We start from the raw sequence: 14977 nt of genomic DNA on the forward strand, positions 1-14977 counted from the left end.
AGGCCGCAGCGGTGCTAGTCTGCGAGGATGTCAGACGATCAGGGCAGCATTCCTGTTCTGGACCTAAGCACCGCACGGCAGCCCTACGGGTCTTTCAGTCCGGAATTCATCGAGCAGCTGCGGCACGCCACCCACAACGTCGGTTTCTTCCAGATTACGGGGTACGGCGGGGCGCCCGGCCAGGCGGACCACCTCCTGGACGTCATCAGGCGCTTCTTCGACCTTCCACTTGAGGAACGGCTGAAGCTGGACAACCGGCTGTCGCCCCATTTCCGCGGGTACACGCGCATGGGCACCGAGGTGACCCAGGGAAAGGCGGACGCGCGCGAGCAGATTGACTACTCCCCTGAACGTGAGCCGGTCAGCGACTATCCGCCGGATGAGCCATACTGGCTGCTCCAGGGCCCCAACCTGTGGCCGGACGAGTCCTTTCCGGAGCTCAAGCCGGCTGCGATGGCATGGGCCGAGCTGATGTCCTCGGTAGGCATGGAGCTCCTGCGTGCCATTGCTGTCTCACTCCAGTTGCCCGAGGACTACTTTGACGAGCCGTTCCGTGATTCCCCTGCGTGGATGGGGAAGCTCGTCCACTACGTGGGCGGTGTGGTGGAGGAGGCCGGCGACCAGGGCGTGGGCTCGCATGCAGACTACGGCTTCGTCACCCTCCTGCTGCAGGACGAGGTGGGCGGGCTGGAAGTGCAGCCGCCCGGCACCACGGGATGGATACCGGTGGAACCCATCCCCGGCGCGCTGGTGGTCAATTTGGGCGAAATGCTGGAAGTGGCCACGGAGGGGTACCTTGCTGCCACCATCCACCGGGTCCAGGCGCCTCCGCCCGGGGTGGACCGCTACTCGGTGCCGTTCTTCTGGTCGCCCCGGCTCGACGCCGTCATCGGCCCAGTCCCCCTGCCGCCGGAGCTCAGGGCGGCAGCGCGCGGCATCACCGATGATCCGGCGAACCCCCTGCTGTCATCCTTCGGGATGAATATGCTCAAGGGCCGGATGCGCGCCCACCCTGATGTCACCGAACGGCACTATCCGGAGCTGATGAAGCGCTAGGCTGCACTTCAATCGCCGGCAGGGGTCAAAGGTTAAACTGCCAGGCCACCTGCGCGGGACAGACGTCCATCACCACGTCCAAGCCCGCTGCCTTGGCCCGCGCCGCCGCGTCCTCGTCGATCACGCCAAGCTGAAGCCAAACTGCCTTCGCCCCCACGGCGATCGCCTCGTCCACCACCGCTCCCACCCGCCGGGAGTTCACAAAGCAGTCCACGACGTCGATGGGGTGCTTTTCAGGGGGAATGTCCCTGAGCCTGCGGTACCCCTCTTCGCCGTGCACCGGGTCGCCGGGCAGGTTGACCGGGATGATGTCCATCCCCATCCGGTCGCGGATGAACAGTGACGTGTCATAGGCGGCGCGCCATTCGTTGGTGGTGAGGCCCACGATGGCCCAACGGCCCTTCGTCCGCATCAGTCGTTCGATGACAGCTGGATCGTTAGTGTGGCCCATGGGCTTAGCCTACCTGCGTGTCCATTGATAGCCGCGGCTGCCGGTCAGTGTTCCCGTGACTGTCACCGATTGAATTTCTTCCGCCAGTTGTCGCCAGGTGCTGGCTTGCCGGCGGTTGCAGGGGCGCCGTTCACCGGCTCTGCTGCTTCCGCCCGCGGCTTCACCGCATCCCCGGCGAGGCTGCCTTCCCCTGCCAGCTTTTCCTCGCCGGGGAAGCTGTCTCCCCGGGACTGTCCGGCGCCGGGGAGGTCGGTGGCTGGGCTTCCTGAGGGCCCACGATCCTGGCCTGGCGCCTGCGGGTTGTCCTGCCGGCCGCCGTTGGAAACGTCGCCCTTTGCCTGCGGCGCTTGCTGCTCCGGGCCGGGTGTCCCCGGTACCTGGCGGGGAGCAGGTCGCTGCCCGGCAGGCTGCCCGTCTGAAACAGTGGCAGGGACGGCGGGTCCGTCAGTCCCCGGGTCAACTGCCGCCGAGGCGGGATCCACACCTGGGGTGTCCGGCTGCGGGAATCCGGAGGCAGCCTGGACCGCAATGCTCCAGGACGGCCGCCAATCTTCGAGCAGCTCCTGCACCGAGGAGCTGCCGGCGTGCATAGCAACGGGGGAACTGGCAGCGACTCCGCCTATCCCTGTTGCCATGCCCGCTGCGAGGGCAAGCCCCAGCACGGTGGGCCGTTGGATGCGACGGCGACGGCGGCGGGCGAGTTCATCGGCCGGCGCACCGGAGGTGGTGTCGCCGGCCAAAAGCTTGGCAAGTTCCCCCGACGGCGCGGGCGCAGGAAGGGATGCCAGGGTTCCCAGGGTGAGAAGGGCGGCGCGGAGTTCCGCATCTTCGGCATGGCCGGCGTCGACGAGCATGTCATCGACCAGCGCGGGCAGGCCGGAAGCTTGGGGGGTCATGGCTTGAGGTACTCCTTCACTGCCGAAAGGTCCTGCAATTTGAGGAGTGCCCGCCGCTGCAACTGCTTGACGGCGCCGGCGCTCTTGTCCATTGCTTCCGCTGCCTGCTCCACGGTGAGCCCGGCAACAAGGCGCAGCGAGAGGACCTCCCGCTGGTCATCGGGGAGGCCGTCAAGCAGCCGGAGGACTTCCTGCGGCGAAATGCGTTCCAGTGCTTCGGATTCGGCCGACGCATCCTCCCGGTGGTCGAGGTCCGGCTCGAACGTGACGTGCGCAGGAGTGCGGCTCTGGCGGCGGTGATCGTCCACCATTCGGGCGTGGGCCACCGAGAAGATGAAAGTGCGAAGCCCTGCCGCACCGCCATGCACCGAGCCCAGCCGGGGCAGGACGGAGAGGAACACTTCCTGCATTGCCGCCTCCGGATCTTCGACTCCGCGGGCCGTGAGGTAGCCCAGGATCTGTGACGCGTATGTCCGGTACACGAGGCTGTAAACGGCGGGCTGCCGGGACTGGTCCCGGAGAGCCTCGTCTGTCAGTGCATCAGTCACGGACGTAGTGCTTTCAGTCAAAGAGGGGGACGCTGGTTAGAGTACAGACCAAGCACGACGGAATGCCCTGTCCCCGGCCAACTTTACCCCTCAGTAACCGCTTCACCGGACCGCCACGGCGGCACCGGTTCCGGAAATAGCAGCTGCCCCTGCCGCCGGATGAAAGGGAAGAGCCGGCCTGGAACGTGATGGGGGACAAGTTCCAGGCCGGCGCTACATAAAGGTAATCGCCGGGGCGGGCGGAAGGGTTACGCGGATCCAGAAAAACCTCAAAAAACTTTTGGAAGTGTTTTACGGTGCCAGGGCGCGGGTCCAACGCGGGGCCGCCGACAGCCGGCGCGGACCCTTGGCAAGGCTGGAAATGTGCACTTTCGCGGCGGCACGCGGCCCGCAGTCGCTTTGCGAAGCAGCCTCGTGGACAGGACGAGGCGCCGGTGGGGAAACTGTCCCGGCCGGGCAAAGATCTGTCACCAGTCCGGTGCCGGCGCATTCACGGACGGCATCGATCCCTGCCTTGACGGCGTGCTTGTCCTTAAACGCCTGGGAGACGGCCATTACCGTTCCGTCGGGCCCCAGCAGCCGGAACCTGTACAGTGAGTCCACGTCGACAAACACTTCGAAGTTCCCGGCCATAGCGTCATCCTTCCAGAGGGGAATCATGCTGGCGATGCCCTCGTGCCGGCCGGCACGCACGCATCGCTGCGATCTTCCCGCGGGTTATGTGGAACTGCAGGTGATCGGTACACCAAGTATTAGAAAAGTTTGCGGCCCGCGCCCGCTGCCCTACAAGACCGGGACGGTTAACCCTGTGTAAATTGCCTGCCACCTTAAATGCGGCTTAAATGCCGCGGCGGCGGACCCAGGAATGGTGGTCCGCCGCCGCCGCTTCAGGACTGGCTGTGCTGGGGGGATCAGTCGTTGATGAGGTCGTTCACCACGATGGTCTGGTCCCGGTCAGGTCCCACGCCGATGGCGGAGAAACGCGTGCCGGAAAGCTTCTCGAGGGCGAGGACGTAGTTGCGCGCGTTGTCCGGCAGGTCAGCCAGGGTGCGGGCACCGGTGATGTCCTCGGTCCAGCCGTCGAAGTACTCGAAGATCGGCTTGGCGTGGTGGAACTCGGTCTGCGTCATCGGCATCTCGTCATGGCGCACGCCGTCGACGTCGTAGGCCACGCACACAGGGATCTGCTCGATGCCGGTGAGGACGTCCAGCTTGGTGACGAAGTAGTCCGTGAAACCGTTAACCCGGGAGGCATGGCGGGCCAGGACGGCGTCGTACCAGCCGCAGCGGCGCGGGCGCCCGGTGTTGACGCCGAACTCGCCGCCGGTCTTCTGCAGGTACAGGCCCATGTCGTCGAAGAGCTCCGTGGGGAACGGGCCGGCGCCGACGCGCGTGGTGTAGGCCTTGATAATGCCGATGGACCGGGAGATGCGGGTGGGGCCGATGCCCGAGCCCACCGAGGCGCCGCCTGCGGTCGGGTTGGAGGAGGTGACGAAGGGGTAGGTGCCGTGGTCGACGTCCAGGAACGTGGCCTGGCCGCCTTCCATCAGGACCACCTTTCCTTCGTCAAGGGCGGTGTTCAGGACCAGGGTGCTGTCGATGACCAGCGGGCGGAGCCGCTCGGCGAAGGACAGGAAGTACTCCACGATCTCGTCCACCACCACGCCGCGGCGGTTGTAGACCTTGACCAGGAGTTCGTTCTTCTGCCGCAGTGAGCCTTCCACTTTCTGGCGGAGGATGGATTCGTCGAAGACGTCCTGCACGCGGATGCCCAGGCGGGCCACCTTGTCCATGTAGGCGGGGCCGATGCCGCGGCCGGTGGTGCCGATGGCGCGCTTGCCGAGGAAACGTTCGGTCACCTTGTCCAGGACCTGGTGGTACGGGGCGACGAGGTGGGCGTTGGCGGAGACGCGGAGCTTGGAGGTATCGGCGCCGCGCGCCTGCAGGCCGTCAATTTCCTGGAACAGTGCTTCGAGGTTCACTACGCAGCCGTTGCCGATGATGGGAACGGCATTGGGGCTGAGAATGCCTGCCGGGAGCAGCTTGAGTTCGTACTTTTCACCGCCTACGACGACGGTGTGCCCGGCGTTGTTGCCGCCGTTCGGCTTGACGACGTAATCGACGCGGCCGCCCAGCAGGTCGGTGGCTTTGCCTTTACCTTCGTCGCCCCACTGGGCTCCTACGATCACAATTGCTGGCATGGGATCCTCCCCCATTCGTTCGGGCTCTCCAGTAGCCCGCCACATCGTGGCAGTCCTGGGGCAGCGCCGTTCATGAGAATGCCCCGAGTGGACCGGCGTGCATTGTCCCGCGGACGGAACTGCGGCGCGATGGCCCCGGGGCCCTTACCACCCAAGTTTAGCGGATGGCACTCCTTGTCCCCTCGTTTGGCCACCGCCCTCCTTTACGGAAGGTAAAGGAGGGCAATGGCCGGCGGGCTTATGCCTTACTCGTCGTCGGCTTCGCCGCCCGGCCGGGAGGTCTGCTCGGCGAGGCTGTCCCAGAAGGAGGTGTCGGCGTCGGCGATTGAACCGTCCGCGATGGCCGCCGCGGTGGACGTCAGGGTGGCGACCGTCTGCTTGATCAGGTAGCCGTTGCTGCGAAGGCCCAGCGCAACGCCGTCCGCGTAGTGGTCGGACATGCCGCGCATCTCGAACAGCAGGGTGGCAATCCCGTACTCCACGGCGATGCCGTTGCGGCTGATGGTTTCGGCGCTGCCGCCCTGGTACTTGCCCAGGTGGCCCCAGCCCGTGGAGTCAACGTTGTCGAACACCACGGCACCCAGCTGCTTGGACCTTTCGACGACGGTGGGGTCCGCGTTGGGGGTGGTGGGGTACAGGATGGAGCCGGAAACCAGTTCGCCGTCACGCTCGCTCCGGGTGCCCTGGTGGTGCAGGTCGATCATGTAATCGATGTCGTACTTGCGCATTACATTGTTGTGCAGCGCCTGCGTTTCGGGCTGGACCTTGGCCACATGGTCGCGGTTCAGGTCCACGCCCTCGGCGTTGTAGCGGGTCAGGTTGCGGTCACCCTTGGCAACATAGTCGTCAAGCGGGAAGTTCACGTCCCCCATGGCTCCGTCGGCGTTCAGCATGGGAACGATCAGGATGTTGACGCCGGCCAGGAGGTCCCCTGACTTGCCCGTCCCCAGGTGCTTGACGAATTCCAGCGCACCCTCGGTGGTGAGCTGTTCGTTGCCATGCTGCTGCGTGAGGTAGAGGATGGTGGGCTTGGCCGGGTCCGAGATGTACTTGACCAGGTGGATGTCCCGCCCCTTGACGGTCTGCCCGATGACTTCCAGCTCCATCGCCTGCTGCTTGGCGTCCTGGTCCTTCAGGAAGGAAACCATCTGGTCATAGGTGGCCAGCTTGGAGGTGGTGATCTGTCCGTTGCCGTCATAGTTGGGGCCTTCGCCCACGGCCTGAGCCAGCGGGGCCGGTCCCGCGACGACGGCGAGTGCCAGCGCTCCGGACACAGCAAGGACCCTCAAGGATTTTTTCACAGCGCGTTACCTCTTTCGAGTGCATTAGGTGCGTCCAGCCGCCATGCCCCCCATTGCGACTGTGACAACAGCCAACCAAGGTAAACGGTTTCTGTCAATCAATTCGACAAACCTCGACAGCTGCTTGTCGAGGTTTGGCGGGATTGCTTCCTTTTGCCGCAAAGCGGGACCACCGGCGTTTCGCTTCGCGGGGCTTGGTAGACTGGACAAGACCGGCCAGGAACCGGCCCACCCCCAATTACCGCCGCTGATGCGCCGCGCCTCCTCGCGCCCGACTCCGCCGGCGGACGCACCGCCAATCCCCGCAGGAGACCCAGCAGTACATGACAGCACTGGCCCCCGAATCATTCCATGACCAACTCCTGAGCCGCCGCTACGAGCCCAACGTCGCCGCCGTCAACGAACTGTGCGATTCCCTGCAGGAGACCAGGCCCGGCACCACGGTTCCCTACGTCGATCCCATGCACGACGTCGAAGAATGCCGCATCATCAGCCTGTTCTCGAACATCGGTGAAGCAGATCCGTCAGGTTTCATCACCGCCGGCGACCAGGATGCCGCCACCCGCATGCTCGGGATCCAGTGGAAGCTGGGCCTCCGCCCGGAGTTCGTGATGCCGTGGAACGTCCACCCGTGGCACGTCCCCGGCGAGGCCAACGGGAAATTCACTCCGGACCAGATCCAGTCCGGCCTCAAGCCGCTGCTCAAATTCCTGGCGCTGGTCCCCCGCGCATCCGTGATCGTGGCCCATGGCACCGAGGCCAACCGCCTGGCAAACCTGCTGCTGAAGACCGAGGTGCCCCTCCTGTGGCGTCGGGGGCTCAAGACCTACAAGGTGCGCTCCCTCAGCGGCCGCGCGTTTGCCGGTTCCCCGGCCCGCCAGGCGGAATACCTGGAGGACATGCGCGTCGCCTACGCCGACGCCATGGCCCGGACGGGTCTGCAAAAATCCAGCTAACCCCACCCGGGACGTACGACGGCGGGCGGTCACCTTCCTGGAGAAGGTGACCGCCCGCCGCCGTTCTTTTCTTGCTAGCCTTCGATGGCTGCCTTGGCCGCGGGATCGGAGTCCTTGAGGAACTTCTCGATGCGCTCTGGCTCCTCCGGCTCGCCGATGGCTGCCGAGGCCCGCCCCAGCGAGTACAGGGCGCGCAGGAACCCGCGGTTGGGCTCATGCTCCCAGGGGATGGGGCCGGCGCCGCGCCAGCCGTTGCGGCGCAGCGCGTCGAGCCCGCGGTGGTAGCCCACCCGGGCGTAGGCGTAGGAGTCGATGGTGCGCCCTTCTGCCCACGCCTCTTCGGCCAGGATGGCCCACAGGAGCGAGGACGTGGGGTTCTTCGCCACCAGGTCCACAGCTTCCTGGCCCAGGGCGAGATGCTGGTACACCTCAGTCTCGGCGGGCAGGAGCGTGGGCTCCGGACCCATGAGGTTCCTGCGGAACTCGTCCGACATTTAGAAGGTCTTTCCGGCCGAGCCGAGCTGCTTGGTGGCTTCCACCACGCGGGCTGCGAGCCCGGCTTCGGCGGAGGCACCCCAGACGCGGGGGTCGTAGGTCTTCTTGTTGCCCACTTCGCCGTCCACCTTCAGGACACCGTCGTAGTTCTTGAACATGTGGTCGGCCACCGGACGCGTGTACGCGTACTGGGTGTCGGTGTCGATGTTCATCTTGATGGTGCCGTAGGAGACCGCGTCCGCGATTTCCTGGTCCGAGGAGCCGGAGCCGCCGTGGAACACCAGGTCGAACGGGTTTTCCTTGCCGATCTTCGCGCCCACCTGGGCCTGGATGTCCTTGAGGATCTCCGGGCGGAGCTTGACGCCGCCGGGCTTGTACACGCCGTGGACGTTGCCGAAGGTCAGCGCGGTGATGTAGCGGCCGTTCTCGCCGGCACCCAGCGCCTCGACGGTGGCCAGGGCGTCCTCAACCGTGGTGTAGAGCTTTTCGTTGATCTCGTTCTCAACGCCGTCCTCTTCACCGCCCACTGTGCCGATTTCAACCTCGAGGATCATCTTGGCGGCGGCGGTGCGCTCCAGCAGCTCGCGGGCGATGCGGAGGTTTTCCTGCAGCGTCTCGGCGGAGCCGTCCCACATGTGGGAGTTGAACAGCGGGTTGCGGCCGGCCTTGACCTCAGCCTCGGAGGCGGCCAGCAGCGGCAGGACGAAGCCGTCCAGCTTGTCCTTGGGGCAGTGGTCGGTGTGCAGCGCGATATTGACGTTGTAGTTCTTGGCCACCTCGCGGGCAAAGGCCGCGAAGCCCAGGGAACCGGCAACCATGTCCTTGGTGGAGGCGCCGGACCAGTAGGCGGCACCGCCGGTGGAAACCTGGACGATGCCGTCGGACTCAGCCTCGGCGAAACCGCGCAGTGCGGCGTTCAGGGTCTGCGAGGAGGTCACGTTCACCGCCGGGTAAGCGAAGCCGCCTGCCTTCGCGCGGTCGATCATTTCGGAGTAGATCTCTGGGGTTGCAATGGGCATGCTGACTCCTATGCTGAGTTTCGTCTGAGGGCTGGTAACCCGTAGACCGCTTTACGGCTAGCACCATCCTAGCGATATCCGCCCCAGCCCAGGCGATTCGGGTCAGCCCTCGGTAACACTCCAGCGAGTTGGGATTACGTGCCCCGCTGCCCGCTACACATGCTGGTTGAAGACGTGCCTGCGGACCCAGGCGTGCATGGCGATGGCTGCTGCGGAGGCGGCATTGATGGACCTGGTGGAGCCGAACTGTTCAATGGACAACGTGGCCTCGGCCGCAGCGTGGACCTCGGGCGTGAGGCCCGGACCTTCCTGGCCGAAAACCAGCACACAGTCCCTGGGCAGTTCGTAGGTTTCCAGGGGCACGGAGTCGGGGAAGATGTCGATTCCGATGATCGCCAGGCCCTCGTCCTGCGCCCACGCCACGAAGTCCTCCACGGTGGGATGGTGGCGGACGTGCTGGTAGCGGTCGGTGACCATGGCGCCGCGCCGGTTCCACCGGCGTCGTCCAATGATGTGGACCTCTTTGGCGAGGAACGCGTTGGCGGTCCGCACCACCGTGCCGATGTTGAGGTCGTGCTGCCAGTTCTCGATGGCCACATGGAAGTTGTGCCGGCGGGAATCCAGTTCCGCCCCGATCGCCTCGTGCTTCCAGTAGCGGTACTTGTCCAGCACGTTGCGGCGGTCGCCGTCGGCCAGCAGGTCCGGGTCCCAGTGGTCGCCTTCCGGCAGGTCGCCCTCCCAGGGTCCGACGCCGACTTCCGCCTTGGGTGCCCCGGCCTCCTCGGGCTGCGGGTTGGCGGGGTCAGGCGTGCCGGGCGTTTGGTTCACCCCTCAACACTAGACTGGACCACTGGACCAAACATCAACCGGCGGAGGCAAGCGTGGCAGAAGCAGACCAGGTAGTAGGCAACCCGGCGGTTTACCGCAGCGGCCAGGACATTGAGTGCTGGCTGACGGACATGGACGGCGTCCTGGTCCACGAGAACCAGCCAATCCCGGGTGCAGCTGAACTGATCCAGCGGTGGGTGGACACATCCAAGCGCTTCCTGGTGCTGACCAACAACTCCATTTTCACCCCGCGCGACCTTGCCGCCCGGCTGCGTTCCTCCGGCCTGGAGGTCCCCGAGGAGAACATTTGGACCTCGGCCCTGGCCACCGCGCAGTTCCTCAAGGACCAGGTGCGTTCGGAAGCCGGCAACAGGGCCTACACCATCGGCGAGGCAGGGCTTACGACGGCGCTCCACGAGGCAGGCTTCATCCTCACCGACCAGAACCCGGACTTCGTGGTGCTCGGCGAGACGCGCACCTATTCCTTCGAGGCCATTACCACCGCCATCCGGCTGATCCTCGCCGGTGCCCGCTTCATCGCAACCAACCCGGATGCCACCGGCCCGTCCAAGGACGGCCCCATGCCCGCAACGGGGGCAATCGCAGCTTTGATCACCAAGGCCACCGGCAGGGAACCGTACATCGTCGGCAAACCAAACCCGATGATGTTCCGTTCCGCCATGAACCAGATCGATGCGCACTCCGAGACCACCGCCATGATCGGGGACCGGATGGACACGGACATCATCGCGGGCATGGAGGCGGGCCTGCATACCGTCCTGGTCCTCACGGGGATCACCGGACGGGATGACATCGGCGCCTACCCGTTCCGGCCCAACCAGGTCCTGAACTCGGTGGCGGACCTGAAAAACCAGCTCTAGAACATACTCACCCTGGACCCGCCCCGGGGCAGCGGGAAGAAGCCGTTCATCAGTTCCTCCAGGATGGGGTTGTACACGTTGGGGTTCCAGCCGGGGCTGGCGTGGGCGGGGGCTGCATCTGTGGTCTGCAGGTCGGTGGAGACCATGTTGTCCTTGAACGCCACGGCCCAGGCCTCGGCTGCGGTCTGGTAACGCACGGTGCGGTCTCTCGGGTTCCCGATGTAGGCCATCTTGGCGTTGCCGATCCGGCCTGCGAACCGGGACCCGTCAAAGTAGTAGATGTAGGCGGATTCCGTCTGGACCAGCACGCTGGACGGGGCGATCGGTGACAGCTGTTCCACCGTCTGGTCCAGGATCTGCCGCCAGCTGCGCTCGTCCTTGTGGATCACGCGTTCGCCCAGTTCGTAGCCGCCACGGAGGGCGGACGGGAACCGGAAGCCGCGCTCGTAGAGGAACACCACACCATCGAACCAGCTCTGGTCAAGGACGTCATGCTTGCTGTACGGGCTGGAGTCCAGCACGATGAACTGCACCTCCACGCCGTGGAGCTCCAGGAGCCGTGCGGCCACCTGGGTTGCCACCATGCCGCCGAAACTGTGCCCGTAGAAGAAGAGCTTGGTGAGCTTTTGGGCGCGGACGTACTCGATCACTGCGATCACCACCCGATCAATATCCAGCCCCTGGTTGGAGTATCCGACGGCGGCCAGCCGGGCCCGCTTGTTCAGGGACCCGCGCAGGGAGTTCAGTATCCACTGCGCTTCTTCCCAGCTGGTTTTGTAGCCGGGGAAGAGGAACCAGCTGGCGTCCGGATAGTACGCATCTGCGAAGTTGTCCGTTACGGGCAGGATCTTATTGGTCCGGCGCTGCGACTGGACCTCCCGGGTGAGGAGCATGTCCGCCGCCAGCAATCCTGAGGCGCCGGCACCAGTGAGGAACGTGCGCCGGGAAAAGCGTTTCAGGGCAGCCGCTTCCGCCAGCAGGCGGGCCGCGGAAGACCCGCGCCGGTCCTGCGGATTTACCTCCCCCTCATACGGCACGCCTCTACCGTAGGCACAACCGAAGACACCGCCGCAAGCAGCGGGGTGTAACCATTCAGTGACGCCGGGTCAGATGGCTGTCCGGCCCTCTGCCGCGGTTGACGGCGCTTCCGGATGCTGCCGGCGCCGGAGGATTTCCCGGCCAATGTCGTTGTAGCGGCCCAGGAGGTCCGAGCCTGCGAGTGCCCTGGGGTTGTCCAGCAGGGCGAACAGGGTGTCGCTGGCCGCAAGGAGCTCTTCACCCGAGTATTCCTGCAGCGGCCGGCAGAACAGCTCCTCCAGCCGGGCAGCCGGGACGCCCAGGAAGTCCCGGTTGACGTCAGGAAGGAGGGAGTCGTCGTCGGGAAGAGGAAAAGTCCGGCCCGCCGGACCTGCAGGAGATGCCCAACTGCCAGTGGGTGTGGAGACCTGGAGGGATACGCCGGCACCGTCAATTCCTGCCAGCGCGGTGATGTCCATGGCGTTGAGGTCGCTCCGCAGTCCCGCCAGTGCCGCGGACTCCACCAGCGCAGCCCGGGAAAGGTCAACCCGGATGTGCGAGCGGATGCCCATACGCCGGACGCGGCGGATGATGTGCACAAGGTCGGGACGTGACTCGTGGTTCAGGCTCCCCCGGACATCGATCCGCACGGTATCGGCGGGGACGTCGAGATTAACGAGGGCGTTCAGTGCGCGGTCCATAGGTACTCCAAAAAAGGGTGTCTATGGCCGACGGCTCAACCTCGGTAAGCGTAACCCCGAGTCCGAGCCGGGCACAACCCGCCAGTAACATCGCCGGGCATCAGGCAGTCCGGTCGGACTGCCTTTGGCTTGGCTCCTGGTAATGCGTCCGGGTGCCGCTGCCACCCACTGAATCAACCAGGGACCGCGCAATATCCCGCAGTTTCGTGTTGCTGTTGCTGGAAGCCTCGGTGAGGATCTGCACTGCCGCCTGCTGGCTGCACCGGTTCTGGGCCATCACGATTCCCACGGCGATATCGATGATAGTGCGGGACTCCAGCGTGGCACGGAGGTTTGCCGCACTGTCCGTATGCAGCGAGAACCGCACCGCCAGCCGCAGGGCCTGGGAGATCTCCCGGGTGTAGCCGCGGGCTTTCGCGGCAGCCTTTTCATCGAACTTGCGCGGAACGTCCGAGTACAGGTTGAGCGCCGCTTTGGCTTCGCCCTGCAGGTTGAAGGGCAGGGACAGCACGGACCGGAGGCCATGCGAGGCCACCGCATTCGCGTAGTCGGGACCCCAGCGGTTCTCCTGAAGGAGGTCCGGCACGTGGACCTCACGCTCCTCCTCGGCCGCAGTCAGGCAGGGGCCCTGTGCCAGGGAATACTGGATCTCGTCCACTTCCCGCGCCGAGTCGCTGCTCCAGCCGATGGTGGCCGCCTTGCGGTCACGCAGAAGGGTAATACCACAGAGGGCGTCTTCTCCATCGCCTGCCACCTGGTGCGCGGAGAACCGCGCGAGCTCGTTGAGGAAGTCCTCGAAATCGGCACTGTCCAGGATGAGGTTCTGGATCTGCTCGTTGGTGTTCAAGGGCTGTTCAGAGGGGAGCATGGGGCAAGTTCTCCGTACGGGGAGTTAAGGGGTTATGGCAAATGATAGGCCAGCCTCATCCGGTCATCCAACAAAGGGTGCAGCCCCAGTCCACGGAACGCTGCTACAGCTGACCCCCGCCGCCCTCCGGCGTGCGGGGTGGACGGCTGCGGCTAGGAAAGTCCCAGCTCGTCCTTGCTGAACGCAAACAGGTAGGGAACACCGGTTTCGGCTTCAATCTTTTCTTTGGCTCCGGTATCGCGGTCCACGATCACTGCCACCGCAACAACATTGCCGCCGGCGTTGCGGACGCCCTCGACGGCCGTCAGGGCGGAGCCGCCGGTGGTGGAGGTGTCTTCCAGGACCAGGACTTTGCGGCCTTCCACGGACGGGCCTTCCACCTGGCGGCCCATGCCGTAGGACTTCTGCGCCTTGCGGACCACGAAGGCGTCAACGGCTCGGCCGGCGTCGGCGGCTGCATGCATCACGGCCGTCCCCACCGGGTCAGCCCCCATGGTAAGGCCACCGGCGCATTCGAAGTCGATCCCGGCGTCGTCGGCAAGCGCAAGCATTACCTGGCCCACCAGCTTGGATGCCTCATGGTGCAGTGTGATCCGGCGGAGGTCGATGTAGTAGTCAGCCTCCGCTCCGCTGGAGAGGATCACCTTGCCGCGGACCACGGCAAGTTCCTTGATCAGTTCGAGCAGGCGGGCACGGGCAGCTGCAGCATCCACTGCAGTCTCACTGGGGGAAGTCATGGGTTCCAGTTTAGTCGGGACAGGCCGGTGGACATGCTTGAGCACTGTCAACGCCGCTGGCTAGGCTGGAGCACATGCGCGAACTCCAGGCCACCATCATCAAGGAAATGGGCGTACAGCCCCGGATCGATCCCGCCGGGGAGGTGCGCAAGCGTGTCACGTTCCTTAAGGACTACCTGAAGGCAACACAGACCAGGGGATTTGTCCTGGGCATTTCCGGCGGCCTGGATTCGTCCCTGGCCGGAAAGCTCGCCCAACTGGCTGTGGACGAGCTGGAGGCCGAGGGCGTGGAGGCCAATTTCGTGGCGGTGCGCCTTCCCTACGGTGTCCAGCACGACGAGGAGGACGCCCAGGCCGCCCTTGATTTCATCAGGCCCAAGACGGAATGGACCTTCAACATTTCCGCCGCCGTTGACGGTTTCGAGGACGAGTTCGAAAAGACCGTGGGCAGCGAAATTTCCGACTTCCACAAGGGAAACACCAAGGCCCGGACCCGCATGATCGCCCAGTACGCACTGGCAGGCGAGCACAACTACCTGGTGATCGGCACCGACCACGGCGCGGAGTCCGTCACCGGATTCTTCACCAAATATGGCGACGGCGGCGCGGACATCCTTCCGTTGTTCGGCTTGAACAAGCGGCAAAACCGCGCCCTGCTGGCAGAGCTTGGCGCCCCTGCACGGATCTGGGAAAAGGTACCCACCGCAGACCTCCTGGACGACCAGCCGGGCCGCACGGATGAAGACGAGCTGGGCCTGACCTACGACCAGATCGACGACTACCTGGAGGGCCGGGACGTTCCCGGGGACGTCGCGGAACGCATCGAACAGAAGTACCTGCGTACCCGGCACAAGCGCACTGTGCCCGTCAGTATCTTCGACACCTGGTGGAAGGGCGAGGGTCCCGAAGAGGCACGCACCGGACTGTAGCCAGCCACCGCCGCTGATATTCCCCATCTTTGAGGAAGCACGACGCGCGCCGCACCAAGAGGCGGGCGCGCCGTCGTCATTTTGCGGCAAAGG

Annotated in this window: 17 protein-coding genes; 4 read left to right on the forward strand and 13 right to left on the reverse strand. The window is 65.2% G+C overall.

Features of this window, described 5'->3' with window-relative positions; genetic code table 11:
* The first annotated feature begins 27 nt into the window (after positions 1-27).
* Positions 28-1056 carry an isopenicillin N synthase family dioxygenase gene (locus AC5RUO_RS14475; protein WP_494010869.1) on the forward strand — a complete coding sequence of 343 codons (1029 nt, stop codon included), beginning with the start codon at positions 28-30 and terminating at the stop codon, positions 1054-1056.
* Positions 1057-1081: 25 nt separating this feature from the next.
* Here the strand turns inward: AC5RUO_RS14475 and AC5RUO_RS14480 are convergent, their stop codons facing one another.
* From AC5RUO_RS14480 to AC5RUO_RS14505, 6 genes are all read right to left on the reverse strand, one after another.
* Positions 1082-1507: a CoA-binding protein gene (locus tag AC5RUO_RS14480; RefSeq protein WP_494103888.1), complete on the reverse strand. Its 426-nt coding sequence runs from the start codon at positions 1505-1507 to the stop codon at positions 1082-1084.
* Positions 1508-1569: 62 nt separating this feature from the next.
* The gene (locus AC5RUO_RS14485) at positions 1570-2403 is read right to left on the reverse strand and encodes a hypothetical protein (RefSeq protein WP_494103889.1); all 834 of its coding nucleotides are present in this window, start codon (positions 2401-2403) and stop codon (positions 1570-1572) included.
* The gene (locus AC5RUO_RS14490; RefSeq protein ID WP_494103890.1) at positions 2400-2951 is read right to left on the reverse strand and encodes an RNA polymerase sigma factor; all 552 of its coding nucleotides are present in this window, start codon (positions 2949-2951) and stop codon (positions 2400-2402) included. Before AC5RUO_RS14490 ends, AC5RUO_RS14485 begins: the two co-directional genes overlap by 4 nt.
* Before the next feature lie 291 nt (positions 2952-3242).
* Positions 3243-3584, reverse strand: a complete 342-nt coding sequence (locus AC5RUO_RS14495) for a YegP family protein (protein WP_494010873.1) — start codon at positions 3582-3584, stop codon at positions 3243-3245.
* Between the two features lie 278 nt (positions 3585-3862).
* Positions 3863-5152, reverse strand: coding sequence for an adenylosuccinate synthase (locus AC5RUO_RS14500; protein ID WP_494010874.1), 1290 nt, complete (start codon positions 5150-5152; stop codon positions 3863-3865).
* Between the two features lie 245 nt (positions 5153-5397).
* Positions 5398-6453, reverse strand: coding sequence for a M14 family zinc carboxypeptidase (locus tag AC5RUO_RS14505; protein WP_494103891.1), 1056 nt, complete (start codon positions 6451-6453; stop codon positions 5398-5400).
* A gap of 323 nt (positions 6454-6776) precedes the next feature.
* On the opposite strand from AC5RUO_RS14505, the gene AC5RUO_RS14510 reads away from it, so the two are divergent.
* On the forward strand, positions 6777-7409 hold the full coding sequence (locus AC5RUO_RS14510; RefSeq protein ID WP_494010876.1) for a uracil-DNA glycosylase family protein: 633 nt from the start codon (positions 6777-6779) through the stop codon (positions 7407-7409).
* A gap of 74 nt (positions 7410-7483) precedes the next feature.
* Here the strand turns inward: AC5RUO_RS14510 and AC5RUO_RS14515 are convergent, their stop codons facing one another.
* From AC5RUO_RS14515 to AC5RUO_RS14525, 3 genes are all read right to left on the reverse strand, one after another.
* Positions 7484-7903 (reverse strand): DUF3151 domain-containing protein, encoded by a 420-nt coding sequence (locus AC5RUO_RS14515; protein ID WP_494010877.1) that lies wholly within the window; start codon positions 7901-7903, stop codon positions 7484-7486.
* A complete protein-coding gene (fbaA, locus tag AC5RUO_RS14520; protein WP_494010878.1) occupies positions 7904-8923 on the reverse strand; it encodes a class II fructose-bisphosphate aldolase in 1020 nt (339 codons plus the stop codon). It lies immediately after the preceding gene.
* Positions 8924-9076: 153 nt separating this feature from the next.
* Complete coding sequence (locus tag AC5RUO_RS14525) at positions 9077-9751, reverse strand: TrmH family RNA methyltransferase (RefSeq protein WP_494103892.1); 675 nt, start codon at positions 9749-9751, stop codon at positions 9077-9079.
* Between the two features lie 53 nt (positions 9752-9804).
* On the opposite strand from AC5RUO_RS14525, the gene AC5RUO_RS14530 reads away from it, so the two are divergent.
* Positions 9805-10632, forward strand: a complete 828-nt coding sequence (locus tag AC5RUO_RS14530) for an HAD-IIA family hydrolase (protein WP_494010880.1) — start codon at positions 9805-9807, stop codon at positions 10630-10632.
* Here the strand turns inward: AC5RUO_RS14530 and AC5RUO_RS14535 are convergent.
* The 4 genes from AC5RUO_RS14535 to pyrE all read right to left on the reverse strand — a co-directional run bounded on the left by AC5RUO_RS14535 (position 10629) and on the right by pyrE (position 13955).
* Positions 10629-11669: an alpha/beta fold hydrolase gene (locus tag AC5RUO_RS14535; protein ID WP_494103893.1), complete on the reverse strand. Its 1041-nt coding sequence runs from the start codon at positions 11667-11669 to the stop codon at positions 10629-10631. The genes AC5RUO_RS14530 and AC5RUO_RS14535 overlap by 4 nt on opposite strands.
* Before the next feature lie 69 nt (positions 11670-11738).
* Positions 11739-12350: a hypothetical protein gene (locus tag AC5RUO_RS14540; RefSeq protein ID WP_494010882.1), complete on the reverse strand. Its 612-nt coding sequence runs from the start codon at positions 12348-12350 to the stop codon at positions 11739-11741.
* Between the two features lie 100 nt (positions 12351-12450).
* Positions 12451-13218, reverse strand: a complete 768-nt coding sequence (locus tag AC5RUO_RS14545) for a GAF and ANTAR domain-containing protein (protein WP_494010883.1) — start codon at positions 13216-13218, stop codon at positions 12451-12453.
* 152 nt (positions 13219-13370) lie between these two features.
* Entirely contained in the window at positions 13371-13955 is a 585-nt protein-coding gene (pyrE, locus tag AC5RUO_RS14550) for an orotate phosphoribosyltransferase (RefSeq protein ID WP_009357201.1), read from the reverse strand.
* Positions 13956-14029: 74 nt separating this feature from the next.
* Here pyrE and nadE point away from each other — a divergent pair, with 74 nt between their 5' ends.
* Positions 14030-14884 carry an NAD(+) synthase gene (gene nadE, locus AC5RUO_RS14555; protein ID WP_494010884.1) on the forward strand — a complete coding sequence of 285 codons (855 nt, stop codon included), beginning with the start codon at positions 14030-14032 and terminating at the stop codon, positions 14882-14884.
* Positions 14885-14977: the final 93 nt, after the last annotated feature.

The sequence above is a fragment of the Arthrobacter sp. Y3221087 genome, from assembly GCF_059089905.1.